The sequence below is a fragment of the Acinetobacter sp. CIP 102136 genome (assembly GCF_000369685.1).
Lineage (GTDB): Bacteria > Pseudomonadota > Gammaproteobacteria > Pseudomonadales > Moraxellaceae > Acinetobacter > Acinetobacter fasciculus.
The window spans coordinates 840,622-865,647 of the sequence record NZ_KB850142.1; the positions used below are offsets into that span (position 1 = coordinate 840,622).

Consider the following 25,026-nt stretch of genomic DNA (forward strand, 5'->3'; position numbering starts at 1 on the left):
AAATTATTAGGCGATAAATTAATGGCAAGAAGCTTTCCTAGTCAGGTGAATGAAATTCATGCACGTGTAGCAGTCCTCAACAGATTTACGGAATTAGGTCGACCACTTACCCAAGTTACGCCTTAAATTTGGCTCAATTAGGGGCGCTTTGCATTTCAAATCTTTGTGCAACAAAGCCGTTGCGACCTTGTAGAAAGGTGCCTCACTTTCTTGCCATTCAGTCATGGAATCTTCGACCGACATGGTGTTTGATGTTCTAGGCTGTACCAAAAACTCCATACATGCTTCACTTTTTTGCAAATATTGGCGCAGTTTTTCTCTTAGAAAATTATGATGCGGAGCATGTGGAAGAGGATCTGTCACTGTCGAACATGCTTGAGCTGAATACTTTATAGCTTGACGATCAGTGCCTATTCCTAATTGATAGGGCACCATAGACCAATATCTAGTTTGCAAAGGATTAGAAATTTTATTTCTCGTATTTAAGGCAATCCAGGTTCCTTTAGCTCCTAATGCAAAAGGAATATGCAACTTATTGAAAAATCTATCGCTATTTATATCTTGCATAAATGACATATATCGGACTGGATCATTCACAAAAAAGACAGGATGATTGATCATAATGAAATCTTGAGTAGAGGTTTCATCATCTAAAAGCTTTTCTCCCGGTACAGCCAGAAGTTTTATCGCCATGCCACGGGCATCTTTTTTAATATCTGCTTGTTGGGCATCTTTAGAACCATTAGAGAAACGAATCCAGGCTTGATATGTTTTTCCCGGAATAAAAACACCTTGAACCAAGTTTTTAGGAAGAACTTCATCTACTTTGAATTCTGCACGTACACAACCATGTGCTTTGGGATGGGCATCACGTAGCGCGATACCTGTGGAATATTCTTTCCGAATCAATATCTCAATTATATCTGCGATTTTTTCAGTTATGTTTGCTTCATCAGGATAAAGACTTTCACTTAAATGATGATCTATATTGGGATGAATATTATCTTTTGGAGAGTTAGATGCTATAGGGGAAGTGTTAGCATATGCAGCACTACAAATACTTATTGCCATTAGAGGGAGGAAGACTAGACCCGAGCATATAGGTTTTATAAAGTTAGGCATTGATTTTCTCCTTGCTATAAAGCTAGAGTTAGTTTTAATTTTTTAGCCTATGATCTGAAAATTCTTTGGACATACTTTAGCCATAAAATAATGAGAATGTCTGTGTAATTATTGATCTTCAGATTTAAAGTCCACCCATACTCCTTTCTAAAATATTTCCACTCTTTATCGTGTGCTCAATATAGAAGCCGATTTATGTTCTTACTTTAATTTAACTCCACACAGAGTTTTTTACTTTAGCAAAATTTATCCATAAACTTATGAAAATTTATTTTTAGACTAATGCGAGATGCTCGTAGCAAAATCAAGAGTCGTCGAATACAGTGCTATAGAAATCTATTTAGTTTAACATTCTGAAAATATTAGGATATATAAATCAATGCCAGTTCTAGCAATCCAGCATAGACTCAGTGGATTTTACTTTTTTTACTATGCGATTGTTGGGGCGTTCATGCCTTTTTGGAGTCTGTATCTAGAAGATCAGGGCTTCAATTATCAGGAAATTGGCATTTTATCTTCTATTGCAATCGTCACCCGCTTTTTTGCTCCCTTAATTTGGGGCTGGATTGCAGACAAGTCTGGTAAACGCATGCTGCTGGTACGTATTGCCACCTGGATGGAAGCCTGTATCTGGTTCATGATTTTTATCATTCCCAATAGCTTTCAGTCCGTAGCTTTACTGATGCTGATTTTCAGTTTCTTTCAGAATGCTATTTTGGCACAGTTTGAAGGCGTGACTTTGTTTTGGCTCGGGGAAAAAAGAGCAGAACTCTATGGCAAAGTACGAAAATGGGGATCTGTCGGTTTTATAATTGGTGTATTCGGCTTGGGCGCCGTCTTTGAAATTATGAGCATCAGTATGTTGCCAGTGTTGTTGCTGTGTATTTCATTTCTGGCCTTTCTCTGGTCATTTACCATTAAAGAGCCCACGATGGCGCCTATCGCCCAGAAACAGCTCGAACCCTTATGGCCGATATTTAAACGCCCAGTGGTGTATAGTTTTTTCCTGATTGAATTGATTCTGCTATTTTCACACGCGCCGTTTTATAGTTTTTATAGCAATTATCTCAGTCAGGCGGGATTTAGCACCAGCCAGATTGGGCTGCTCTGGTCAGTCGGGGTCATTGCGGAAATCATCATGTTTGCCTATGCGACGTTCTTTCTGACACGCTGGTCATGGCGCCATCTGGTCACGTTATGCTTATTGATGACCGGATTAAGATGGTTCATCGTCGGGGTCTTTCCTGCTTCATTCATGGCACAGTTTTTTGCTCAAACGATTCACGCTTTAAGTTTTGGTTTATTTCATATGATTGCGATGCGAGTGATTTTCCAGAATTTTTCTGCAGGGCAGCAAGGACGTGGACAAGCGCTATATAGCACGATGTGGGGCGTTGGCGTGGCGAGTGGCAGTATTCTGGCTGGGCATTATTGGGATCAAGTCGGCGGCACATCTATTTTTATCGCTGCTGCAGTATCGACTTTGCTTGGCTTGTTACTGATTTTCGGATTGCCAAATAAAGTCGAACTGCAAAAACAGGCTTGAAAATATCATCTCAGTATTAAATACGGATTTTGGCGTATTGCCCAAACCACGGTTGTGCCTGTTCCAATTGGGCTGCCAGTTGTAATAGCAGATCCTCACGGGCAAACGGCGCAATAAACTGTGAACCGAGCGGCAGGTTTTGTTCATTCCAGTACAGTGGTACAGACATCGCTGGGAGTCCGGTAATATTGGCCAACTGGGTAAAAGGCACCCATTTTAGATTTTCTTTCACAATCTGGTCGACCAGTTTACCTTGCGCCAGCAAATGTGCTTTATTTAGTTTCAATAAAGCTTTAAGAATCGGTTTCTGCCAGTTTGGTGTTTTGACCTCACCATTTTTTGGCGCCACTGTCGCCGTTGCAGGCGTCAGGTACAGATCATAATTATCAAAGAAATGATTCATCTGGGTCACGTACTGGCCCCAGTTATTCAGGTTCTGGATATAATCAATCGCGCTGGTTTTGGCCCCAAAAGCCGCCAGCGCTAAAGAGTCCAGTTCAAAATCATTCGATTTGGACGGATAGCCTTTCTGGATTTCATCCAGCATAAATGAAAACTGGCTAAACCAGGTGGTAATAAAATCCTTGGCCAGTTGCATTCCATCAATGGCTGGACGGTCTTCGACCACCTCATGGCCCAAAGATTCTAGCAATTTGGCTGTTTTTTCAATGGCTTTAATGGCATCCTGGGAAACAGGTGTGCCAATCGTAGAATAAGTGCTAAACGCAATTTTCAGTTTTTTTGGCGGTTGCTGAATCACATCCAGATAATGATGCTGTGGACGCTGAATCTTAAACAGTGAACTATGATCTTCACCATGGGTGGCATCCAGCATTGCAGCACTATCCCGTACCGTTTTGGTCAGTACATGCTGAATCGCGGCGCCATGCATGGCTTCACTCATTTGTGGTCCCCAAGGCGTGCGGCCACGACTCGGTTTCAGGCCAAACAGGCCGCAATAGGAAGCGGGGATACGTATCGAGCCGCCACCATCACCAGCACCCGCAATTGGTACAATTCCGGCAGCCACGGCAGAAGCGGAACCACCGGACGAGCCGCCGCTATTATGCTGTAAATTCCACGGATTTTTACAGCTGCCCCAAGCATCTGGTTCAGTAATACCTTTAATCCCAAATTCAGGAGTATTGGTACGTCCAAAAGTCACAATCCCGGCTTTTTCCCAGCGATTGACAATCTCGGCATTGGTCTCGGCGATATAACCAATCCGTTTTAAGCCCTGACAACCATAAGAAGTTGGATAACCGGCATATTCCTGAAACAGGTCTTTAACCAGAAAAGGCACACCGGCAAAAGGTCCGGACAGATTTTGCTGGCTCCGTTTCAATGCATGCTCATGCATCGGAATAATAATTGCATTTAGCTCGGGATTGGCAATTGAACTACGCTCTAGTGCAGCAGATAAAAGTTCACTTGAATGTACTTGTTTATTGGCGACCAGATCAGCCAGTCCTAAACCGTCATATTGCAGATATTCTTCAAATTTCATTGCCATTCCCTAGTGTTGCTGCTTCAAGGTTGTAGATCATTTAGGCTCAAGATGCAAGCACCACCTGATTTCGCCCACGATGTTTGGCCTGATACAAGGCTTGATCTGCAATATTGATCAGGTTTTGCAGGTCTTGGGCCTGCGGTTCATTTTGATGAGTGATGCCCACACTCACGGTAATATACAGGGGCGAGCCATCTGATTGATAAATCGGGGTTTTTTCCACCAGATCACGAATCCGTTCTGCAATAAGACGTGCTTCTGATGGTTCGGTATTCCAGAGTAACAGCACAAATTCTTCCCCACCAATTCGTGCAAACAGATCTTCAGCACGTAAATTGCAGCGAATGATTTCCGCAAAATGTTGCAGCACCTTGTCACCGACATGATGGCCAAAATCATCGTTCAGACGTTTGAAATGATCAATATCCAGCATGATGACCGAAAATTCCATTCTGTTGGCATATTGCAGTAAATATTCACCTTTCTGAAAGAAAAAATGACGGTTCATGGTGCGGGTCAGACTGTCATGATTGGCCAGATAGAGAACCCGTTTAAACAGCTCATTGCGGTTTTGACTAATAATACAAAGAATAAGCGGCGATAAGGCCAGCATAAACAGCCCGATCCGGAGCGAAATATAAATCGTAGAATCTGCCAAGGTGTCATGCGTTGTGGCATAAAACCGCGTCAGGCTGTAATAGGTTAAAATAGTCACAAACGCATTAATCAGTGTCATGCTAAACAGGCGATAGGTTAATGCGGCCCAGATCAGCGCAGCCAAAGGATAGAGCAGGGTGCCCGGACCTGAAAAAATATTGGTGATGATGACACAGAGTACGACTGTAGCTGCGGGCAGAAAATAACTGAAATGATGACGCTTTTGACGGCGGTTTTTAAACAGATACTGCATATCCTTGATTCTGGGAAAGGCCAGAAGCAAAGGTAATACCACGATATAATTGACCATCTCGCCCGTCCACCATAGACCAAAATCAATCCATAAGTTTTCTTTGGTCATGAATGTATTGGGTAAGTTTGGCAGGGTGGCAACTGCAAAAGCAGCGCTGGCCAGACAGCCGGCAAAAGCGAAGATGCCAAATAAATGAACGAATGTATAACCAGTATTATAGTATTTGTAATTAATCTTGAAATATCGAATAAAAAATATCGAGACAATAGTGCTGATCAGATTAGACAGGGTAAGAAACAGGCTTTGTAATAGGCTGTTTCCGGTGACGAGATCTGCAAACATAAAAGCACTGAATGCACCAAGCCAACCTCCCACATTATTTAAATGTGGAAAGCGTAAGAACAGGGCTAACAAGGCAGCATTGGCCGGCCACAATAAGGCCAGGTACTCAATCGGTCTGGTTGCGATCCCAATAAAACAACAGACTAAAACAGCGAAAACAATGACAAAATAAGCATAGGTTTCATGATTTAATTGTTGTTCTGTTATTCGAGCTAATTGCAAATTTAAAATCCTATTCAAATTTTTAAGTGTGAATGATCACTTTGTTCAGCAACTAAGTTTGACCCAAAATATAATTTTATTGTTTGATTAATCTGTTATTAATGCGAACTATTAAGATTCTTATATACGAAATATATACAAAAAAAGTCAGAAAGGAAATCCATGTTTTTAAACAATGTGATAAATAATTTCTGACTCTGTATTGAAATTGCGTTAGAGCGGGACACGATCCCAAAAAATATGATAATTTAGAATCAATTGTTAACAAGATGCCGGTAAATATGAAAAAAATATGTCTTAGCCTTATCTTACTCATGAGCTCACCTTGGCTAATGGCGACAGAAAATAAAAAACCAGCGAATGCTCCTGCTAAAGCTGCTGAAATCCCAAATACATTTACTGTGAAAACCCGTCCGGAAATTGTCGGATTGTGGGGAATGGAAATCCCGAATAATAAAAAATGTATCGAATATTATAATTTTAAAGGCAATAATAATGTGGTGATTAAAAGTGGCGATGAGTGGACGTCGGGGCTATATGACTATCAGCCGGCACAGGATCCTTCGCAGCAGATTCCAGCGCTGATTCTGCAAGTAAAATATGACAATAATGAAAAAGACTGTTCAGGCAATCAGGTGGATCAGTCTGGTGAAATTTCGCAATATTTTGTGAAATGGCAAAACCCTTATACCATTAACTTCTGCGCCAATGAAAAAGCCGAACAATGTTTTGCTGTGCTCAGACGTGTATTGCCTTAAATTGCAAACAATAAAAAAACCGCTGAATGACAGCGGTTTTTTTTATGAGCTTTGATTTAAGCTTTGTCTTCAGCACCTTCAAGCTGCTTTAACAAATGCTTCTCTAGGTAATGAATATCCATTGCCTGTTTGCAGAAGTTTTTATCCTGAAGGATTAAATCTTTATGCAAAGGAATATTGGTTTTAACGCCAGTCAAAATCATTTCTTCCAAAGCATTTCTCATTCGAGAAATAGACGTCTCACGATCCTTACCATGCGAAATCAGTTTGGCAATCATCGAGTCATAATACGGCGGAATGCTATAGCCTGGGTAGATGTGCGAGTCTAAGCGGATACCTGCGCCGCCTGGTGCATAGAAGCTCTCAATCTTGCCGGGTGAAGGCAAGAAGGTTGATGGATCTTCTGCGTTAATACGGCATTCAATCGCATGTCCTAAAACCTTGACATCTTCTTGCTGAATATCCAGACCTAAGCCGCCAGCAATACGCAATTGCTGTTCGATAATATCGATACCCGTGACCATTTCAGTTACCGGATGCTCAACCTGAACACGCGTATTCATTTCAATGAAGAAGAACTCATCATCTTCAAACAGGAATTCGAATGTACCTGCACCACGATATTGCATCAATTTACAGGCATTGACACAGGCTTCTAGAATATCAGCACGTGCTTGCTCTGGTAAGTTCGGTGCTGGTGCTTCTTCCAGTACTTTTTGATGGCGACGCTGTAGTGAACAGTCACGATCATACAGATGAATCGCATGACCATTACCATCAGCAAGTACTTGCACTTCGACGTGACGTGGCTTTTGCAGGAAACGTTCCATATAGACCGTATCATCACCGAACCACATTTCTGCATCACGCTGTGCAGCCTGAACAGATTCCAGCAGGGTATCGACATTTTCTACGATACGCATACCACGACCACCACCGCCAGAAGCAGCTTTTACAATCAGTGGAAAACCGATCTCTTTGGCTTCAGCCATGGCATTGTGAATCGTTACGGCATGGTCGCAGCCCGGTACTGTTGGTACACCAGCTTTTTTCATGGCAATAATGGCAGAAACCTTGTTTCCCATTAAACGAATATGTTCCGGACGCGGACCAATAAAGATAAAACCAGAATTTTCTACGATTTCTGCAAATTCTGCATTTTCAGCGAGGAATCCATAACCAGGATGGATTGCATCTGCGCCGGTAATTTCAGCAGCTGTAATAATCGCAGGAATATTCAAGTAGCTGTCACTGCTCGCACCAGGGCCGATACATACTGCTTCATCACAGAAACGTAAGTGCATCAGGTCCTTGTCTGCGTCAGAATAGACACCTACAGTTTTGATCCCTAAAGTTCTGCAAGCACGGGTGATGCGTAACGCAATTTCACCACGGTTTGCAATTAAAACTTTTTGCAACATTATAAATCCCCGGGGTGATTAAGCGCGGTAGCGGAAAAGTGGTTGACCGAATTGAATCACTTCACCATTTTTCACCAGAATTTCTTCAATCACACCGCTTTGAGTAGCTTCAATCGGGTTCATGATTTTCATTGCCTCGATAATACCCAGCGTATCGCCTGCAGAAACGGTCTGGCCAACTTTAACAAATGTCGGTTCACCTGGGCTTGGTGCTGCATAGAACACGCCGACCATTGGTGAAGTTTCAACTGCGCCACGAGGAGATTTTACTGCTGGCGCTTCGGCTGCTGGTGCAGGCATAGCAGGAACAGCTGCTGCAACCACTGGATTACGACGAGTTAATGCAATCGACTGATCGCCTTCTTTAACTTCGATCGCCTGTAAGTCAGATTCAATCATCAAGTCGATGAGTTTCTTGATTTTACGGATATCCATGAGACAGTATTCCTAATTAAGATTGTGTAGAAGGTTGTATTTTTTCAATGATATAGTCGAGGGCAGCAGCATAGCCTTTTGCACCTAGACCACAAATCACGCCGATGGCTTTATCGGACAAGTACGAATGATGTCGGAATGCCTCACGTGCATGCACATTAGACAGATGGACTTCAATGAAAGGAATGGCAACGCCAAGAAGGGCATCGCGAACCGCAACAGAGGTATGAGTCAATGCTGCCGGATTAATAATTATATATTGAACGCCGTCTTGCTGAGCTTGATGAATTCGGTCAACAATGGCACCTTCCCAGTTGCTTTGGAACGTTTCGAGTTGTAATGTGGCCTTTTGAGCCTGAGTAATCAGTTGCTGGTTAATATCGTCAAGACTAAGGTGACCATAAACTTCCGGTTCGCGCTTCCCAAGCAAGTTTAAATTCGGTCCATGAATAACCAAAATGGTCGAACTCATCCAGCATGCTCCAATTAAAAAGTATCGGGGTTTGTTTGCAAGATGTCTGCAAACTCTGCTTATTATTGCATGATTTTCTACATTACTATTTATAATTTCTTTGAATTAACGTAGAAAGCATATAGCAAACAGTGGCGCTATAATGAAAACTTTGCAGAGATTTGGCAATGTTAAAAAATTACAATTCGCTGGGTATTCAGATTATTTTCATTGTAAACCCAATTGGCAAAAACAGTTAATATCCTTTATGTAACTGTATCTTCATGTTAACGCTAAATTCTTCCTTTTAGTGATATTTTTAGTTTTGAGCAAGAGTTGTCTGGCTGATTTTACCGCAATGTTCGACTTCTAGAGCATAGAAAACTCTTTACATTCTGACTTTAGAGTTGTGCTGATTATCCTCTTTATATATAAGCTATCGACCGCTTCTTAAAACGTGATGAAAATTTAAAAATATAAGATAAGACAATATGTTAATGATATTTTCTCTTATTGTCCTTGGATTTTCCTAGGTCTATTCTTCCAATAGATTGGAATTAATTACATTACTTTAACTTCAAGCATCCATGATAAGTGCTGTGCAAAAATGTACTTCATCTTCTAGATATAAGGGTTGAATCTCAGCAGGTTTAAGATAAAACGCTCGACTTATATGCTTCGTGTGTATAGATCTGTGAGGTGACGAATGTGTTCATCTTCAAGTCTTCTACGCAGTAAAGATATGATTCACCTAACGCATAGACAGTGGCAAAAACACATACATTTGTTGATATTTTGCTCGTCATCATCTTTGCAGAAGAGTTTAAAAGTATTGAAGAGCGTAAAGATTGAACCAAATAGGTCTGATTGAAGCGGAATACGGACTTAAAGCAAAATTTGCTCTGTAGTTGCCTCATCTACATTAACTTCTTGAGCTAATCTTTATATAATCATGCGATACCTCTCAAACAAGACTTTCTATGACACCTGCATGCAAACTATTAAAAGCCAATAAAATCGAATACAGCATTCATGAATATGAACATGATGCCAATGCCAAAAGTTTCGGGTTAGAAGCTGCTGAGAAATTGGGGCTTTCGGTGGAAGAAGTCTTTAAAACTTTATTAGTCACGGATGAAAAACAGTATTTTGTTGCCATCTTACCGGTACATCATCAACTCAATCTGAAAAAAGTAGCGCAGGCCGTAGGATGCAAAAAACTCCAGATGGCAGATCCTAAACATGCAGAACGCTTGACCGGTTATCTGGTTGGCGGAATCAGTCCCATTGGTCAAAAGAAACGATTAAAAACGGTGATTGATGCCAGCGCAGAACAGTTGAATACGATCTATGTCAGTGGCGGTAAAAGAGGCTTGGATATCGGAATAAAACCAGCTGATCTTGCCAATGTGCTCAATGCACAGTTTGTCGATGTACTGGATACATAAGATCGAAGTACGATGATCACCTAAATTCATAGAACCTGAAGTGATAGATTTAAAATGGCTGTATATTTTTTGGTCGGAAATAACAGTAAATCATTTTATACGTTTGTATATTAGATAAGTTAAAACACAGCCTGACTGTGTACACAACAAGGAATGAAAACAAAAATATAAATTATGATGCGGAGCATAATGGATGAAAATTCAAAATAAAAAATGACCACGGTTCTGTCTGACATTATCTGCAATGGCGATGCTTTCTGCGTTGCCGAGTGTACAGGCCGCTACTTCGTCTTTAGCAGCACCTGCCAATTCACAGCAGGTTTTCTTTGTCGGAAATAACTGGGATGGCACAGTAACCGTGATTCGTCCATCGGGTGATTTTGGCAAAATAGGCGTCATTAACATGATTCCTGACCGTAAAGAGCGCCTTAAGGAAATTCACCTGAATCCAATCAAACTGATTGCTTATACTTATTCAGACTACAGCTGGTGAAGGCAATGACCAGCTGGTGGATGATATGTACTCGACACCAGACGGTCAGTCAGTCGTTGCATCGCGCCCAAGTTTCGCTGATGTGGTATCGATTAATATCAAAACCGGCAAGATTAACTGGCGGACGCCTGTTGAAAGCTTCCGTGCCGACCATATGGCGGTATCACCAGATGGGCAACGAGTCGCCGTATCTGCATCTTCAGGAAATGTGGTGCATGTACTGGATATCCATACCGGTAAAGAGTTGGGCCGTTTCAGCACTGGCGATAAACCGCATGAAAACATTTACTTCGATGGCGGCAACAAGATCCTGAACTCTGCCATCGGCAATGTTGAAACCTCGATGGATGCACAGTGGCAAGACTTTACTAAAGGTAAGCGTTTTATCACTATCGCAGATGCCAATACGCATCAGGTGGTAAGAAAAATCGATTTCAGGCCTGCATTGGATGCATTTGGTCGAAAAGATTTGTCCAACTCAGTACGACCAATGGTATTTAGTAAGGATGAAACCAAACTGTATGCCCAGGTTTCATTTTTTAATGGGCTGATTGAGTACGATCTGAATCAGAACAAGATTAGCCGGATCGGACAGCTGCCTGGCAGTGACAGTATTCCGAAAGACCGGACAAAATGGGTGAATGATTCGCGTCATCATGGCCTATCAATCAGTGCTGATGGTGAAAAGCTCTGTGTCGCCGGTACCATGGATAACTACGCTACGATTGTAGATCGCAAAACACTGACAGCCGGGAAACTGATTTCTGCAGATAAACCTTATTGGGCAACGCGAAGCCCGGATGGTCGTAGCTGTGTAATTTCAGAAAGTGAAACAGATGTAGTCACAGTGATTGATTTTGCCACAGGCAATAAAGTGCTGAGTGTACCGGTAGGAAATCATCCACAACGCGTTCGGATTGGTTATGCACCAGCAGACTGGTCAACGCCGTAGTCAATCGTCGATTAGCGAAAAAGACAGCTTTTTGATAAAGGTTGTCTTTGTTGAGCTGAGGACATAAAAATGAATGATAAAACAATTCTGTTCTATGTAATGATCGGATTGCTCTTGTTTGGGACTTTAGTGGGTATTGGTTATCAGGTACGACAAGAAATCTATCGGACGAATTTTACTGATCAGACCCATTCTGATCCGGTCCTGCCAGTTGAAAAATCGGCAAGCTATATATCTGTTAACTCTCCTGAGAATAGTCAAACTACGAAGAAGAAACAGAACGATACGGTTGCAAAGCAAAGCGAATTATCAAAGCAACAAGAACAGTTATATCTGGACTTTACTCAGATCATTAACGCTTTAAGTGAGGGACAACGACCAAATCCTCAACAAGTCAGTTTGTTGATCAGTCAGCAGCAAAAACTGGTAGAGGCCCAACTGGTGAGCAAGGCCGAAGCGAAAGCACAAATTGAGTTTCTGATTAAAGTTCTGCCTGAAATGGATCATGAATTGCATCGGGCGTTGCGAGTATTAGAACAAACTCGAACTTGACGAATTAGATCCAGCTGTATCTTTCATTATTCTCAGTCTGAAAATTGCTCTCATAAAAAAAAGCCCAAAAAATGATCTGGGCCTTTAAATACACACTATAGAAAGCTAAGTATCTTTATAAACAATTTGCAGGCTTGGGTACACCAGCCAAACGGCTTAAGTGACGGGCCACCAGACCAGTATTAAACTTTTCTTGAAGCATGGCATTATTGATATCGGCACTGACAGTTTTCATTAAAAATTTAATCAGTGGTCGTGTTGCTGGTGAATGACCAAACTGCTGATAGAACTGACGTACCGCTTGCAGAATTTCAAAATGCCAAGGAGTTAAGCTCAGTTCCAGACTATCGGCCAGCACTTGAGCGACTTCTTCATTCCAGATGGTATAGTCAACCAGATGGCCATCTTGATCCAATTCTAAATTCATATCTAACTCATTTATTATTTCATTGAAATGCAGCGATTAAACTCGAGGCAAAGATCTGCAAAATCCGCATAATTCAAAAGCTTTATCTGATCAGGCAAAGGCTGTACTAATAACTCCGCATCATTTTTCAGTATGTGAATTTTCGGCAAGCTTTGAAGAAATGAATGCTCTAGCAGCAAAACCGCTTCACCCATCAGCACGACCTGATCACCCATTGTATAAGTTTGAGCCAGTTGCTCTAGGATCTGCGCTGTTGCCGAATAGCTGGATTGGATCAGATAAAGTGTGTGATTTGACATTTTTATATCCTTGTTCCTTACCAATACATCACATGATCAAAGCTTTGAATAAATTCAGAATTAAGCTCAATAAATTCGATTTCTTGTTCGCTCTGTGCCACAAATGAGGAATGCTGGTTTTTTTTCTCAATCAGAATCGGAGTGAGATCATAAAACTCGAAACTGTCGACCATATTTGATGCCAGTTTGAATGCATGATGCACCTGGTCAAATTGCAGGTCTGAATGCAGCAAACTGAGGGCAGCACTTTGTAGCAGGACTTTAACTTCTGCGCCAAAAGTTGCCAGGACCATCGTAGCCGATAGGCTTTCATGCACCTGCAGACTGGTCAGATTGGCTTGGGTTAATATAACAAGTACAGATTTCACACAAGATTCCTTGGAAAAGCAACACATTCTAAAAAATGAAACATCTAGAATTGAATGAGACGTTGTGAGGACTGAACAGCATCGGCAAGTTCACCTAAACCGACCAATTCAAAGGCATCTGCCAGATTATGCTGCTGAATATTGTGACGTCGAGCATTGTCCAGATCTGTAATTCCACGTGCCAATGCTGCACTTACACAGACCGGGAGGCGAATCTGTAGCGCTTGCCATGCATGTGTAAGATGACGTTGATCGTCGGGTACCCATTGCAGTGCATTTGCGACCGATACGCCGTCCTGATAGAAGAATACACGGAATGCTTCCTGTTTATCTTGCAAGGCCTGAGCCAAACCCAGGGCATGCCAGGCATAAATGGAAGTCGGTGCGGAGGTAACAAGAATTAAGGTGCTCATCGAAATTCACTACAGGCTTGATCAATAGCAACAGATTGATCTTGGCTTCATCAGAAAGTAGGTAGTATAAATGATTTTAGTGACGGGTGGATTAGGCTTTTTAGGCTCACATATTGCTTTAAGTCTGTTAGCACAAGGACTAGAGGTCATTGTGGTCGATAATTTGGCCAATGCGAACTTACAGACTCTGGAGCGTCTTGAGTTTATCTCCGGCATGTACGTACCTTTTATCAAGATTGATATTCGCAATACCCCAGCATTGAACAAAGTCTTTGAGCAGCATTCGATTCAGGCTGTGGTACATACCGCAAGTTTTAAGTCACTGGAAGAATCAGTATTAAAACCACTTGAATATTATAATGATAATGTCAGCTGTATTATGAGTCTCATGCGTGCCATGCAACGTACCGGAGTGCGTCATCTGGTACATTTATCCAGTCTGGCGGTATATGGACAATCTGGCACAGATTTAAGCGAAGATCTGCCTTTTAACTATACCTATCCGAATCCCTATATCAAATCGCAACAAATGGTTGAGGAAATTATCCGGGATACTGCCAAAACTGATAATGAATGGCGGATTGCGATCCTACGTCTATCCAATATCGCCGGCGCCTTTGAACACGGTGTGCTGGGGGAAGCGGTGCCACCTTTACCGAAAAATATTTTGCCTTTGGCGATGCAGGTCGCTGCACAGCAACGTGAATATCTGGAATTACGCCGTCAGGCCCATACTGCGGATGGCACAGTAGAACGCAGTTTTCTGCATGTCGCAGACTGTTGTGATGCCGTGATCAAGTCCTTGCAATGGCTATCACAACAGCAGGAATTAAAATGTGAAGCCTTTAATATTGCCGGTGAATTGATTTCCATACAGGATTTGCTAGATCAACTGGCTGAAGTGACTCAGTCTGCAATCAAAACCATGGATGCTCTGCCATACCCACATGCGGAAATGGATCAATTGGGGGCGAACATTGGAAAAGCGCGAAATATCCTACATTGGCAACCTCAGCGATCACTCAGAAAGATGCTTGAGGATGAATGGTTGTTTTATCAGAATATGCTCAGAGGGCAGTAAGTAAGAGAACTTAGCTTATATTTGATAATAATTATCATTTACATTGATACTGTAATCGATTACTTTAAATAAATAGATTAAATCATTGATATAGAAATTCCTAAGATCCGTAACAGGCAAGAAGAATTGAGGTTGAACATGCAAACACGTATTGAACATGACACGATGGGAGAGGTGGCTGTACCGAGTGAGGCTTTATGGGGCGCTCAGACTCAGCGTAGCTTGCAAAATTTCAAAATTGGCAATGAGCGGTTGCCACGGCCAATGATTCGTGCCATGGGACTCGTCAAAAAAGCGGCTGCCTTGACCAATGCCGAGCTAAACCAGATTCCCCAAGAACTGTCACGCTATATCGTGGATGCGGCAGATGAAGTCATCAGCGGGAAATGGGACAGTCAATTTCCACTGGTAGTCTGGCAAACTGGTTCAGGTACACAAAGCAATATGAACTGTAATGAGGTGATTGCCAATATTGCCAACCAGAAATTGGGCAATCATTTAGGGGCACAAAAACCGGTTCATCCAAATGATCATGTCAATCGTGCCCAATCTACCAATGATTCATTTCCAACTGCGATTCATGTGGCTGCGAGCTTGCAGATTAATGAACTTTTAATTCCGGCTGTCACACGTTTACGCGATACTTTATATGCCAAATCTCAGGATTTTGCCGATATTGTAAAAATTGGCCGGACACATCTACAAGATGCTACGCCTTTAACCTTGGGGCAGGAATTCAGCGGTTATGTCTCTCAGCTGGATCATGGGCTTCTTCGTCTAGAACAGGCATTGGTCGGACTATATGAATTACCATTAGGCGGTACAGCGGTTGGTACCGGTCTGAATGCCCATCCTGATTATGCCGTTCAGTCTGCTAAAACCCTGGGACAATTAACTGGCTTGCCATTTGTAACTGCGCCAAACAAGTTTGAGGCTTTGGCAGGCCGTGATGCTGCGGTATTTGCTTCTGGTGCATTAAAGACTTTAGCGGTTAGCCTGAATAAGATTGCCAATGATATTCGCTGGCTAGCCAGCGGGCCACGTTGTGGTTTTGGTGAATTGCGTATTCCTGAAAATGAACCGGGTTCTAGCATCATGCCGGGTAAGGTGAACCCGACGCAAAGTGAAGCGATGACGATGGTGGTCGCGCAAGTTCTCGGAAATGACACCACCATTAACGTGGCAGGTGCATCAGGTAACTTTGAACTGAATGTATTTATGCCGGTCATTGCCTATAATCTGTTGCAATCCATCCAGCTTTTAGGCGATGCGTGTAACAGTTTTAATGATCATTGCGCCGTAGGCATTGAGCCGAATCATGAGAAAATTGAACATTTCCTGCATGATTCTTTAATGCTGGTCACGGCATTGAATCCGGTCATTGGTTATGAGAATGCAGCCAAGGTTGCCAAAACAGCTTATAAGGAAGGAAAAACCTTAAAACAGGTGGCTGTTGAACTGGGTTTAGTCACCGCTGAACAGTTTGATGAAGTGGTGCGTCCTGAACAGATGGTCTCACCGAATGCTAAATAAGGGCCGGAGCACTTTTATTTTCAATCTTTACGCCTGTTTTATCATGGAATAGTCAGCAGTGGTTTTTATCTCAGGCAGAGTTGCGTACAATAATGTTAGATGAGATTAACCACTGATGATTGTTTTATGCTTGATATTTATTTAACAGATGTTCAAAGAAAGGTGCAATTCAAGGATTATCCAGGTGAGCATCCTGTTAAATTTATTCTGAATTTCAAAAAGATTTTCCCAAGTGTGATGGAACTTCTTTTACCTGTGCTTCCCGATAATGAAAATCTGGAAGAAATGTCTTGGGAATCGACCAGCGATGATTTTGAAACCTTCCAGATGTTCTTAACTGGATGGGGTATTATCGAACTTCGATTAAAAGCAATTACCCAGTTTAAAGATAAAGCATTTGCGGATCGTCTGGTTAAACAAGCCCAACAGAAACGCAAAGACTATCAAAAACAGCAGACTAAACTAACCACAGTTGAACTGGATTATTTGTTTATGCATGAGATGCATGCTCTGATTGATGCAGAACTGGTGGAACTCGGTGAGAAATTCTATTTACCGATTTTACGTGAGCTCTGGAAGACTAAAGTATCTGCTCAGGTGCTGAACGCGAAGTTTTAAATCGGTTTTTTAGCTTTTAATTATAAAATTAATCCTCCAATTTTGGGGGATTAATTTTATCTGGAATATGAGATTTATTTCATGATGCATGATCTCTTGAAATAGCCTAAGCAATATTAAATATGGTCATTGAACTTTTTCATTCTTAAAATTTTGATCAATAATAGCGCATGTTGAACCATTGTTTAGCGTCAGGCACTCGCATAGGGCAGTAGTTTTAACGATTGTTCAAAAAATAGATGAAAATGATCATTTTTAGCTAAAAAATATATAAAAATATCAATTAAATAGCCTAGTAATTGAGTCCATTATTTTTTAAGGTATATAGGCTTTATCTCACGTTAAAGCAAAAGCTCCATTGATTAGCTATCCTTCATAAAAATAACTGAAGGTTCAAATTTTCCCGAAGATATATCCCAGGATTTTCAAAAATGTCGAATCAGTTTTTAGATTTAATTACTAAACGCCGTACTATTTATGCCATTGCCAAGAATGTTGAACAATCTCCTGAACATTTAACTGATTTGATTCAGACTGCAATTAAGCAAAGCCCATCTTCTTTCAATTCTCAGTCTTCACGCGCCGTCATTTTATTCAATTCAGAACATGAAAAGTTCTGGGGCTTTGTAGCAGAAAAATTAAAAAGCTATGCTAAAGATGAAGAAAGTGCTGCAAAAACCACAGTAAAAATGGCAAGTTTTGCGGCAGGGCTAGGTACCGTTTTATTTTTTGAAGATCACACAGTCGTACAAGGCTTACAGGAACAATTCCCATCTTATGCTGATAACTTCCCAATCTGGGCAGAGCATTCGACTGCGATCGCACAATTTGCAACCTGGACAGCATTGCATACAGAAGGTCTGGGCGCATCATTGCAGCATTACAATCCGATCGTGGATGAACAGGTACATGCGGAATGGGACATTCCATCGAACTGGAAGTTGCGTGCACAGTTGGTCTTTGGTTCGATAGAAGGCGAGCCACGTGCCAAAGATTATCTGGCAGATGAAGAGCGCTTTAAAGTATTCCAATAAGCTGAGATCCATATCTGCACTTAACACGGTTTAAGGGCAGATATTTTTTAGATCTCGATGAAATCCCAATCAGCTTCATTAAAATTAAGTTAAAATAGCGTGCTAATGAAAATTGATGAGTAAGACCGAATGTCGAAAAACACGCAAAACCTATCACCTTTACAAGAACTGATCGCAGAGCAAAAACTACTTTGTGAAGAAGTAGGCTCGGCTTATGTTGAAGTCACGGGTGATGATGTTGTTGCGGTGGCCGTACATACCTTGAAACAAGATCCGATTGTCGGCATCCGTAAAAAGCCTGAAACGGCTGAAAATATTAGCTGGTATATTTATGGTGGAGAACCTTCAAGTGAAGAAACTTTTGAAACCATGACAGTACGTGAATTACAGGACATTGCACCAGAAGTTTTACCGTATCTGGCTCTGGAAACAGGTTTTCGTTTCATGATCGATGCCGATGATTATGAAGATGTCTGGAAAGAAGAAATTTAAATGCTAAAAAAATCATCTTTCATTTGTGCTGGATTATTATTAGGACTGAGTAGCGTAGTCTTCGCACAGCCGCTTTCACAAAGTGCCTATGATGAGTTTATTTCAGCACAGACTAAAATCGTGAATGAAACCAAACATATTTTAGATGAAGATGATCAAAAGGCAGATGCCCAAACTCAACGCCAGGCTTTCTGCAAGCGACTGAAAGCCTATCAGGATATTCAAAAGGTGTCCGAAGAAAACAGCAGTCTGAATATGGCACCTACGATGTCTATGATTGCCAGAAATTTTCTTGAGCGGCAGGATCAAAGTTTGACTAAATCTGGAATGACGGCGAGCGTATTTTGTAAAAATAGGGAAGTAGAATAAGTTATAAACTACTTTTTTATCTTGAAAGTTTTTCGCAGTGGAATAAAAATAAAGTATCTAAGTCTATTTCACAATCAAATTTTATAGATATTAAAACCTGAAAGACCATCTCCCGAATATCATTTGATAAAGAGTTTGTTAAGTTAATTTAAATTTATTTTAATGTGAATACCTCATACCTCGGGGATATATCCACTGTATTCAATCTATTGATAAGAATAGATGAATAATCGTGGTTTTGTAATTTCTAAAAAATGTCTTATTTATGCGGTGTAATTTCTTGAACAGGATAATTTAAGTAGGATAGCGTGATTGCACGTTTATATTTAAGTTAATAACTTGAACATCCTAAGATATTAAAATAGCCTAAGCAATACATAATTTTAACAACTTTATCAAGAAAGGGGGAGAGGGGAAATTTATAATGTTGATGTTTACTACCTGTAACTCATTTGGACTTAAGACGTATTATTCTAAACAGAATCAAGTGGATTAATAAGCTACTTATGAATAGTCATTTTTTGATAAATAATAAGCAATGAATAATTAAAAACAATATTTTCAAAATTACCTCAGTCTATTTGGGTAATAACAGCGAGTTAGTTTAAGAAACACTCTGACCTAAAAGTGGTTTACATGTTATTAAATCCCAGTTTTAAGATTTTCATTAATTTTATTTAGTCTGCATCACAACTCAACCATCTTCTTTCATATTTATAGCCAAATATCCATCCAGATCTAAAATCGTAATTTTAAATACTTACAAATCGATTATGAATTATTTAGCCTAAGCAAAATATATCCCCATAAAATAGCCTAAGTAAAATTTATATTTAAAAATTTCGCAATTGATTAATTCCCAATATAAATCCATTATAAACACTTAAATAAAGAAAGAAATCACGGAATTCTCAAATGATCCTAAATTATCAACTCCAACACCACGAAACGTCAGTACTATCTCCAATGATTTTTATTCATGGTTTATTCGGTAGTTTAAGTAATTTAGGAATACTAGCTCGATATTTTTCTGAGCAAAGAACCGTGCTTCAAATTGATGTACGCAATCATGGTCTTTCTGGTCATAGTTCATACTTAAATTATCAGTTCATGGCGGAAGATGTCCTAGAAACTTTATCAAGTTTAAATATTCAAAAGTTCATAGTAATAGGGCATTCTATGGGCGGAAAAATTGCTATGAAATTGGCTGATTTAGCCCGAGTACAAACTGAAAAGTTGGTCGTTCTTGATATTACACCAATCCAATATCATGAGAGTCATCATACTGAGATTTTTAAAGCCTTATTTGCTGTGCAGCAAGCAAATGTTGCTTCACGACTTGAGGCAGCAAAAATTATGCGTGAATACATTCATGAAGAAATGGTAATTCAGTTTTTATTAAAATCCTTTAATAAAGGGCAATGGCTCTTTAATGTTCAAGCTTTATTTGATCATTATCCAGATATTATGGCTTGGGAAAAGGTCGAAAAAGTTAATCAGCCAGCTTTATTTCTTCGTGGCGGTAATTCTTTTTATATCTCAAAACCTGAACATTTTGCGGCAATCAATGAACAATTTTCTCAGGCGAAAATTGAATGCATTGAAAATACAGGACATTGGCTGCATGGTGAAAAGCCAGATGAAGTCATTAAACATATGCAGACTTTTCTAAATTAATTTACGATTTCGCACTCAAGGCTGAAATGTTTGAGTCTGTAATTGTCCTTCATGAATGAGTTGATGCGCCATTTCAGCTGTTTTCTTTAAACCGAGAATGCTCAGACAACCATGTTGGGAAGTTATGCCTTACCCGGTTTTTATAGCTATCAAGCCTGGAACGAATATGTACAACCTGCCATAGAAACCGCGGCGCAAAGCCCAACTGAAAGTAAAGATTGGGTACTTAATACATCACAGTCTGATGATTTGAGTTTTAGTGGCAGTCCTGAACAAATTCGACGCCAGCTGACTGAAATGTATAAAAAAGAATATATCAGCGAATGGCGTAAATTCTTGGGTGCCATTTATTATGCCAAGGCCGGTGACTTTAATCAGCAAACATATCAGATAGATATTCTTAGCGAACCAGAAAACTCACCGATTCGTAAAGTCATACAACGGGTAGCGCAAGAAACCAGCTGGGATAATCCAATGGTACAAGCTGAGTTGGCGGTTCCACAAAAAGGTTTTATTGCCTGGTTTAAACGCAAGATATTGCAACGTCATGATGGCAAGTTGGCACAGAATTCTGCATCGACTTTCTCTCAGGGGATGATTGCCAAAGACTTTCAGATCTTCTACCAGATTGTACGTACACGAGATGATTTGCAGAACCGGTCGCTGCTGGATGAGTATATGCAATCTCTGGCCAAGATACGGAGTCGCTTTAATGATCTAAAAAGTTCTGGAGATATTGGTCCGGCGAGCATGATGCTCCTTAAGCAGACCGTTGATGAGCAGAATTCTATCTTTAATATCACTCAAAAGTTTGTGGATGAGAAAATGTCGGTAGGAACCCATGAGCTGGATCAACAGCTGATTAAGAAGTTGTTTAGTGTTCCTCTCACACGTTCCTTTGAAAGTCTGATGCTTCCGGCACAAGCTGAAATGAACGAACTCTGGCTAATACAGGCCTATCAACCATTTAATGCAAATTTATCGCAAAAATATCCGTTTAGCAGTCAAGGTAGCTTACAGGCAACCTCTCAAGAAATTAATCAGATTTTTGGTGAAAATGGCAGTATTTCCCGTTTTGTCAAAGAGCATCTTGATCCCTTAGTGATCCGTCGTGGCTATAGCTTAAGCTCGAAAACCTGGCAAGATTTAGGGCTTAATCTAAATCCTGTGTTTGTTGCAAACTTTCAAAATTATGTCGCGCCTGTGAATGGTATGGCAACTGGTGAGTTAAATAATACCAGTCGTCAGGCAGTGAGACCCAATCAATCTAATTTCCAGTTTTACCCACTGGAACAGGCTCATTTATTGGCTTATACCATTGATATTGATGGACAAAGAATGCTATTTGAAAACGGAATTCAACAATGGGTGAATTTTATCTGGCCAAATTCCGGCGCAATTCCAGGCGCACGGATCACGGTGATTGATTTGGAAGGGAAGACCCATACCATTTTTGATGAGCCTGGGGAATATGGAATCAATCGTTTGATTGATAGTGCTCAGCGTACACAAAAAGGCAATATTTTTGAAATGGTCTGGCGCAGTAAAGAGAATCCTGAACTATTTGTGAAGACCAATTTTCGGTTGGTGAGTGGGAATAATACAAGTTCTATCGGAAGTAATCCAAGTTATAGTAATTTGCAGTTGGTGGATCAGGTGGTTTCGAATAAAGCAGTAAGAGTGGTCGCAGCTCAGAATAAGACGATATCAGGAAAAACTGTTCAGACAACTACCACGGCTGCTGCAAACATAGGAACTTCAGCGCCATGACATTGATCAATCAATTATATTGTAAATGGATCACGTGGGTGAATTGATATGAATTAAAAACAACTAATTTTAATGTAGAAAATAATTCAAGGTTGGCGGCACTAGAATAGTCTTTAACTGAAAATCAGATGAGCCTGACTCAAGGCATTAAATTAATTAAATAAACATTTATAGAAGCATAAAATGAAAATAAAAAATAAATACTTAAAGTTAAATAAAATCATTATTTTATCCTGTTTTTTAATTGGTTTTAATGTGCATGCACAACCTGTAATTGCTGAAGGTAATGTACCGAATAACAATAGTAAGCAAGCTATTTTGGCGAAATTGCATTCAAATTATGGTCAGGAAAATGTGATAGATCGCATTCAGATTCGTCAAGTAGTGGCATCAACGGATTGGTCGAATATAGTCAGTGATGTGATTAATAAAGACCTTAAAAAAGTTAAACAGGGAACGTTAACGGTTAAAGGTTCTGATATTAAGCTAACGGGTAAAGTATCAAATTTTTATGAAATTCAGGATACTACAGAAAAATTTAAGGGTTTAATACCTGAAAATTATCGTTTAAATGCACAGCTTTCAGTCAATCAGGCCGAACAGCGGATTATTGATGCTGCATTAAAGAACCGGATTATTGAATTTGAATCTGGCAGTGCAGTATTAGCAACCTCAGGTATACAAATTCTGGATGAAATGGTCAGTGCCTTAAATAAGGTTAGCGGCAAAAAAATACGGATTATTGGACATACGGATAGTTCAGGCGATATTAATAAAAATCTCATGTTGAGTCAGCAACGTGCAGAAGCAGTGAAATCTTATTTAATCGCAAAAAATGTTCCAACACATTTACTGAGTACTAAAGGCTCAGGTTCAAGTAAACCTGTAGCGGATAATGCAACAGCTGATGGTCGCAAGAGAAATCGTCGGATTGAATTTGAAGTGCTTTAACGTTTAAGTTGCTTGAGCAGCAGCTATAAGTATATGGTGAATGCAGTTATATGAACATATTAGGTTGTGTTATTCACCAATTAAAATGTCTATGCGATAAACCATTTAAAATGTCCTGTTTTTAACCACAAGAGTCAAGCACAGGATTTAACTTTCTTTGTTCAATAACAGCTTTCTGAGCTTTACAACTCGGCATACTTTTCTTGAGACGGGAACGTTTATTCTGTTTTTCCAACTCTTCATGCTGTTGCTGAATATGTGCCAGAACTGTACCTAACCGTTTATTCTCAACGATCTCATTCTGCTGTAGAGAGGTGGTCCCACTTGTTTGAACAACTAAAAGCGTATTTATAAGTGATATTCCGCTCTAGTTAAGCCACCTTGTTTTGTTGGGGTAGCTGATCATAGTAAAACTCATTTAGCCTTGCGAAGCAGTGCTTCTTGTATCTTGATTGATATAGTGATTAGCTACCACTATACGCAAATTGTAGAGTTTGGAGTGCTGCTAAAATCTTAAATTTGAACCTGAGATAAAACCTACAATTTGCCCTTATCCCTCATACAACTCTGAACGGTAACTAAGCACTTTGATGCTGTATTCACAAGGTAAGATGATGGTTAATGGGATAAAAATCATAGCTTAAACTCAAGGAATATCACCATGATTATGCTAGGTATTGATGTCAGTAAAACCAAAATAGATTGTTGCATTTTTCCTCAAGGTTTGACTGGAAAAAGAAAAAATAAAATATTTACTAATACAGAAAGTGGCTTTGGCAGTCTGCTCAAATGGCTCATCACTCTTAAAATTGAACCTGATCAAGTGACAGCAATCATGGAAGCGACTTCGGTTTATCATGAGAATTTGGGATATTATCTATATGATGCAGGTGTAAAGGTTTGTGTGGCTAATCCTTCACGAGTAAGAGCCTTTGCCAAAGGCATGTCCATGCTAAATAAAACGGATAAAGCTGATAGTGAAGCTCTTTCACGTTATGGTTACACCGCAAAGTTAATCATATGGCAGCCTGAACCTGAAAATGTCAGATTATTAAAAGCTTTACTAGGCAGACGAGATGTCTATCTAGGTAGTCTATTGCAGGAAAAGAATCGACTTGAAAAGGCGCAGTCCACTCATACCTCCGTTGTTGTGATTAAATTACTTGAAGAGAATATTGAGTATTTAAATCAGCAACTTGAAAATATTGATAAGTTAATAAATAATCACATAGATCAAGATCCAACATTGAAACAGGATTTGAAATTACTGCAAACTATTCCTTCAATCGGTGAACGATCAGGCTTATTACTGTTGGGGTTATTTCATTCGCACAAGTTTGAAAAAGCAAGTCAAGCTGCTGCATATGTAGGTTTGGTTCCAGTACATCAGTTGTCTGGCAGTTCAGTCAACAAGCAAAGTCACTTATCAAAAGCAGGTGACAGTAAAATACGCTCAGTATTGTATATGTCAGCATTAACAGCGATTAAATATAATCCACACATTGAAGCTTTATATCAACGATTATTAAGCCAGGGTAAAAATAAAATGTGTGCTTTAGGTGCTGCAATGCGCAAGCTTATACATCTGTGTTATGGCGTTTTAAAACATCAGACTGCCTATCAAAGAGATTATTTATTGGTCGAATAATCTCAAAACCTGATTGACTACCAAGACGGTATCTCATGTCTAGACTCGAATGAGGTCGTTTCAAATTATAAAACTCAAAATATGCACTTAATTGCTTTTTCGCATCTGTGACACTGCTATAAGCTTTGAGATACACCTCTTCATATTTAACGCTCCGCCATAATCGTTCAACCATCACATTATC

Annotated in this window: 24 protein-coding genes and 4 pseudogenes; 16 read left to right on the forward strand and 12 right to left on the reverse strand. The window is 40.1% G+C overall.

Annotated features, from left to right (window positions below):
- Window positions 1-126 (forward strand): annotated as a pseudogene (locus F893_RS17880) (IS5/IS1182 family transposase); the annotation flags it as partial.
- On the opposite strand, the gene F893_RS09565 reads toward F893_RS17880, so the two are convergent.
- Window positions 94-1,122, reverse strand: a complete 1,029-nt coding sequence (locus F893_RS09565; RefSeq protein WP_005251665.1) for a catalase — start codon at window positions 1,120-1,122, stop codon at window positions 94-96. The pseudogene F893_RS17880 and the gene F893_RS09565 overlap by 33 nt on opposite strands.
- Window positions 1,123-1,501: 379 nt before the next feature.
- Between F893_RS09565 and F893_RS09570 the strand changes: the two genes are divergently transcribed.
- Window positions 1,502-2,668, forward strand: coding sequence for an MFS transporter (locus F893_RS09570; RefSeq protein WP_004646803.1), 1,167 nt, complete (start codon window positions 1,502-1,504; stop codon window positions 2,666-2,668).
- Between the two features lie 16 nt (window positions 2,669-2,684).
- Here F893_RS09570 and F893_RS09575 read toward each other — a convergent pair whose 3' ends face one another.
- Window positions 2,685-4,175: an amidase gene (locus F893_RS09575; RefSeq protein WP_004646804.1), complete on the reverse strand. Its 1,491-nt coding sequence runs from the start codon at window positions 4,173-4,175 to the stop codon at window positions 2,685-2,687.
- 46 nt (window positions 4,176-4,221) lie between these two features.
- Window positions 4,222-5,652 (reverse strand): sensor domain-containing diguanylate cyclase, encoded by a 1,431-nt coding sequence (locus tag F893_RS09580; protein ID WP_005251666.1) that lies wholly within the window; start codon window positions 5,650-5,652, stop codon window positions 4,222-4,224.
- A 314-nt stretch (window positions 5,653-5,966) separates the two neighbouring features.
- On the opposite strand from F893_RS09580, the gene F893_RS09585 reads away from it, so the two are divergent.
- Window positions 5,967-6,410 (forward strand): hypothetical protein, encoded by a 444-nt coding sequence (locus F893_RS09585; RefSeq protein WP_005100815.1) that lies wholly within the window; start codon window positions 5,967-5,969, stop codon window positions 6,408-6,410.
- 56 nt (window positions 6,411-6,466) lie between these two features.
- Here the strand turns inward: F893_RS09585 and accC are convergent, their stop codons facing one another.
- The 3 genes from accC to aroQ are packed head-to-tail and all read right to left on the reverse strand — an operon-like array spanning window position 6,467 to window position 8,738.
- Window positions 6,467-7,831, reverse strand: a complete 1,365-nt coding sequence (gene accC, locus F893_RS09590; protein ID WP_004280198.1) for an acetyl-CoA carboxylase biotin carboxylase subunit — start codon at window positions 7,829-7,831, stop codon at window positions 6,467-6,469.
- An 18-nt stretch (window positions 7,832-7,849) separates the two neighbouring features.
- A complete protein-coding gene (gene accB / locus F893_RS09595; protein WP_004280199.1) occupies window positions 7,850-8,266 on the reverse strand; it encodes an acetyl-CoA carboxylase biotin carboxyl carrier protein in 417 nt (138 codons plus the stop codon).
- Between the two features lie 16 nt (window positions 8,267-8,282).
- Window positions 8,283-8,738 (reverse strand): type II 3-dehydroquinate dehydratase, encoded by a 456-nt coding sequence (gene aroQ, locus F893_RS09600; RefSeq protein ID WP_004280201.1) that lies wholly within the window; start codon window positions 8,736-8,738, stop codon window positions 8,283-8,285.
- Between the two features lie 959 nt (window positions 8,739-9,697).
- On the opposite strand from aroQ, the gene ybaK reads away from it, so the two are divergent.
- The 3 genes and pseudogenes from ybaK to F893_RS09620 all read left to right on the forward strand — a co-directional run bounded on the left by ybaK (window position 9,698) and on the right by F893_RS09620 (window position 12,162).
- Window positions 9,698-10,165, forward strand: a complete 468-nt coding sequence (gene ybaK / locus F893_RS09605) for a Cys-tRNA(Pro) deacylase (protein ID WP_004280203.1) — start codon at window positions 9,698-9,700, stop codon at window positions 10,163-10,165.
- Window positions 10,166-10,409: 244 nt separating this feature from the next.
- Window positions 10,410-11,610, forward strand: a pseudogene (locus F893_RS09615) (YncE family protein).
- Window positions 11,611-11,679: 69 nt separating this feature from the next.
- Window positions 11,680-12,162 carry a hypothetical protein gene (locus tag F893_RS09620; protein ID WP_004280206.1) on the forward strand — a complete coding sequence of 161 codons (483 nt, stop codon included), beginning with the start codon at window positions 11,680-11,682 and terminating at the stop codon, window positions 12,160-12,162.
- Between the two features lie 115 nt (window positions 12,163-12,277).
- Here F893_RS09620 and F893_RS09625 read toward each other — a convergent pair whose 3' ends face one another.
- The 4 genes from F893_RS09625 to tusD are packed head-to-tail and all read right to left on the reverse strand — an operon-like array spanning window position 12,278 to window position 13,669.
- On the reverse strand, window positions 12,278-12,589 hold the full coding sequence (locus tag F893_RS09625; RefSeq protein ID WP_004280207.1) for a TusE/DsrC/DsvC family sulfur relay protein: 312 nt from the start codon (window positions 12,587-12,589) through the stop codon (window positions 12,278-12,280).
- Window positions 12,590-12,603: 14 nt separating this feature from the next.
- On the reverse strand, window positions 12,604-12,888 hold the full coding sequence (locus tag F893_RS09630; RefSeq protein WP_004646886.1) for a DsrH/TusB family sulfur metabolism protein: 285 nt from the start codon (window positions 12,886-12,888) through the stop codon (window positions 12,604-12,606).
- A gap of 17 nt (window positions 12,889-12,905) precedes the next feature.
- On the reverse strand, window positions 12,906-13,256 hold the full coding sequence (locus F893_RS09635; RefSeq protein WP_004280210.1) for a hypothetical protein: 351 nt from the start codon (window positions 13,254-13,256) through the stop codon (window positions 12,906-12,908).
- A 44-nt stretch (window positions 13,257-13,300) separates the two neighbouring features.
- The gene (gene tusD, locus F893_RS09640) at window positions 13,301-13,669 is read right to left on the reverse strand and encodes a sulfurtransferase complex subunit TusD (protein WP_004280211.1); all 369 of its coding nucleotides are present in this window, start codon (window positions 13,667-13,669) and stop codon (window positions 13,301-13,303) included.
- A gap of 70 nt (window positions 13,670-13,739) precedes the next feature.
- Here tusD and F893_RS09645 point away from each other — a divergent pair, with 70 nt between their 5' ends.
- The 9 genes and pseudogenes from F893_RS09645 (at window position 13,740) to F893_RS09685 (ending at window position 23,194) form a co-directional block, all read left to right on the forward strand.
- The gene (locus F893_RS09645) at window positions 13,740-14,750 is read left to right on the forward strand and encodes an NAD-dependent epimerase/dehydratase family protein (protein ID WP_004280212.1); all 1,011 of its coding nucleotides are present in this window, start codon (window positions 13,740-13,742) and stop codon (window positions 14,748-14,750) included.
- Window positions 14,751-14,888: 138 nt separating this feature from the next.
- Window positions 14,889-16,283 carry a class II fumarate hydratase gene (gene fumC, locus F893_RS09650; RefSeq protein ID WP_004280213.1) on the forward strand — a complete coding sequence of 465 codons (1,395 nt, stop codon included), beginning with the start codon at window positions 14,889-14,891 and terminating at the stop codon, window positions 16,281-16,283.
- 126 nt (window positions 16,284-16,409) lie between these two features.
- Window positions 16,410-16,901, forward strand: a complete 492-nt coding sequence (locus F893_RS09655) for a hypothetical protein (RefSeq protein ID WP_004280216.1) — start codon at window positions 16,410-16,412, stop codon at window positions 16,899-16,901.
- Between the two features lie 431 nt (window positions 16,902-17,332).
- Entirely contained in the window at window positions 17,333-17,935 is a 603-nt protein-coding gene (locus F893_RS09660) for a nitroreductase family protein (protein WP_004280217.1), read from the forward strand.
- Window positions 17,936-18,064: 129 nt separating this feature from the next.
- On the forward strand, window positions 18,065-18,427 hold the full coding sequence (locus F893_RS09665; protein WP_004646887.1) for an immunity protein Imm33 domain-containing protein: 363 nt from the start codon (window positions 18,065-18,067) through the stop codon (window positions 18,425-18,427).
- On the forward strand, window positions 18,428-18,796 hold the full coding sequence (locus F893_RS09670; protein ID WP_004280221.1) for a hypothetical protein: 369 nt from the start codon (window positions 18,428-18,430) through the stop codon (window positions 18,794-18,796).
- 915 nt (window positions 18,797-19,711) lie between these two features.
- Window positions 19,712-20,473, forward strand: a complete 762-nt coding sequence (locus F893_RS09675; protein ID WP_005251676.1) for an alpha/beta fold hydrolase — start codon at window positions 19,712-19,714, stop codon at window positions 20,471-20,473.
- Window positions 20,474-20,566: 93 nt separating this feature from the next.
- A pseudogene (locus F893_RS09680) lies at window positions 20,567-22,243 on the forward strand (ImcF-related family protein); the annotation flags it as partial.
- Between the two features lie 183 nt (window positions 22,244-22,426).
- Window positions 22,427-23,194 carry an OmpA family protein gene (locus tag F893_RS09685; protein WP_004280226.1) on the forward strand — a complete coding sequence of 256 codons (768 nt, stop codon included), beginning with the start codon at window positions 22,427-22,429 and terminating at the stop codon, window positions 23,192-23,194.
- 121 nt (window positions 23,195-23,315) lie between these two features.
- Here the strand turns inward: F893_RS09685 and F893_RS17885 are convergent.
- Window positions 23,316-23,504 (reverse strand): annotated as a pseudogene (locus tag F893_RS17885) (ISNCY family transposase); the annotation flags it as partial.
- 351 nt (window positions 23,505-23,855) lie between these two features.
- On the opposite strand from F893_RS17885, the gene F893_RS09690 reads away from it, so the two are divergent.
- Entirely contained in the window at window positions 23,856-24,842 is a 987-nt protein-coding gene (locus F893_RS09690; protein ID WP_005251678.1) for an IS110 family RNA-guided transposase, read from the forward strand.
- Here the strand turns inward: F893_RS09690 and F893_RS18295 are convergent.
- On the reverse strand, window positions 24,772-25,026 hold a 255-nt coding region (locus tag F893_RS18295; RefSeq protein WP_005251679.1), incomplete at its 5' end, for an integrase core domain-containing protein. The genes F893_RS09690 and F893_RS18295 overlap by 71 nt on opposite strands.

Coding starts and splice junctions, on each gene's coding strand:
- F893_RS09575 (WP_004646804.1), bottom strand. CDS start 4,175: ATGAAATTTGAAGAATATCTGCAATATGACGGTTTAGGACTGGCTGAT.
- F893_RS09660 (WP_004280217.1), top strand. CDS start 17,333: ATGTCGAATCAGTTTTTAGATTTAATTACTAAACGCCGTACTATTTAT.
- F893_RS09685 (WP_004280226.1), top strand. CDS start 22,427: ATGAAAATAAAAAATAAATACTTAAAGTTAAATAAAATCATTATTTTA.
- F893_RS09690 (WP_005251678.1), top strand. CDS start 23,856: ATGATTATGCTAGGTATTGATGTCAGTAAAACCAAAATAGATTGTTGC.
- aroQ (WP_004280201.1), bottom strand. CDS start 8,738: ATGAGTTCGACCATTTTGGTTATTCATGGACCGAATTTAAACTTGCTT.
- F893_RS09565 (WP_005251665.1), bottom strand. CDS start 1,122: ATGCCTAACTTTATAAAACCTATATGCTCGGGTCTAGTCTTCCTCCCT.
- tusD (WP_004280211.1), bottom strand. CDS start 13,669: ATGAGCACCTTAATTCTTGTTACCTCCGCACCGACTTCCATTTATGCC.
- F893_RS09570 (WP_004646803.1), top strand. CDS start 1,502: ATGCCAGTTCTAGCAATCCAGCATAGACTCAGTGGATTTTACTTTTTT.
- F893_RS09585 (WP_005100815.1), top strand. CDS start 5,967: ATGAGCTCACCTTGGCTAATGGCGACAGAAAATAAAAAACCAGCGAAT.
- F893_RS09645 (WP_004280212.1), top strand. CDS start 13,740: ATGATTTTAGTGACGGGTGGATTAGGCTTTTTAGGCTCACATATTGCT.
- F893_RS09620 (WP_004280206.1), top strand. CDS start 11,680: ATGAATGATAAAACAATTCTGTTCTATGTAATGATCGGATTGCTCTTG.
- F893_RS09655 (WP_004280216.1), top strand. CDS start 16,410: ATGCTTGATATTTATTTAACAGATGTTCAAAGAAAGGTGCAATTCAAG.
- accC (WP_004280198.1), bottom strand. CDS start 7,831: ATGTTGCAAAAAGTTTTAATTGCAAACCGTGGTGAAATTGCGTTACGC.
- F893_RS09675 (WP_005251676.1), top strand. CDS start 19,712: ATGATCCTAAATTATCAACTCCAACACCACGAAACGTCAGTACTATCT.
- fumC (WP_004280213.1), top strand. CDS start 14,889: ATGCAAACACGTATTGAACATGACACGATGGGAGAGGTGGCTGTACCG.
- F893_RS09625 (WP_004280207.1), bottom strand. CDS start 12,589: ATGAATTTAGAATTGGATCAAGATGGCCATCTGGTTGACTATACCATC.
- accB (WP_004280199.1), bottom strand. CDS start 8,266: ATGGATATCCGTAAAATCAAGAAACTCATCGACTTGATGATTGAATCT.
- F893_RS09630 (WP_004646886.1), bottom strand. CDS start 12,888: ATGTCAAATCACACACTTTATCTGATCCAATCCAGCTATTCGGCAACA.
- F893_RS09670 (WP_004280221.1), top strand. CDS start 18,428: ATGCTAAAAAAATCATCTTTCATTTGTGCTGGATTATTATTAGGACTG.
- F893_RS09665 (WP_004646887.1), top strand. CDS start 18,065: ATGTCGAAAAACACGCAAAACCTATCACCTTTACAAGAACTGATCGCA.
- ybaK (WP_004280203.1), top strand. CDS start 9,698: ATGACACCTGCATGCAAACTATTAAAAGCCAATAAAATCGAATACAGC.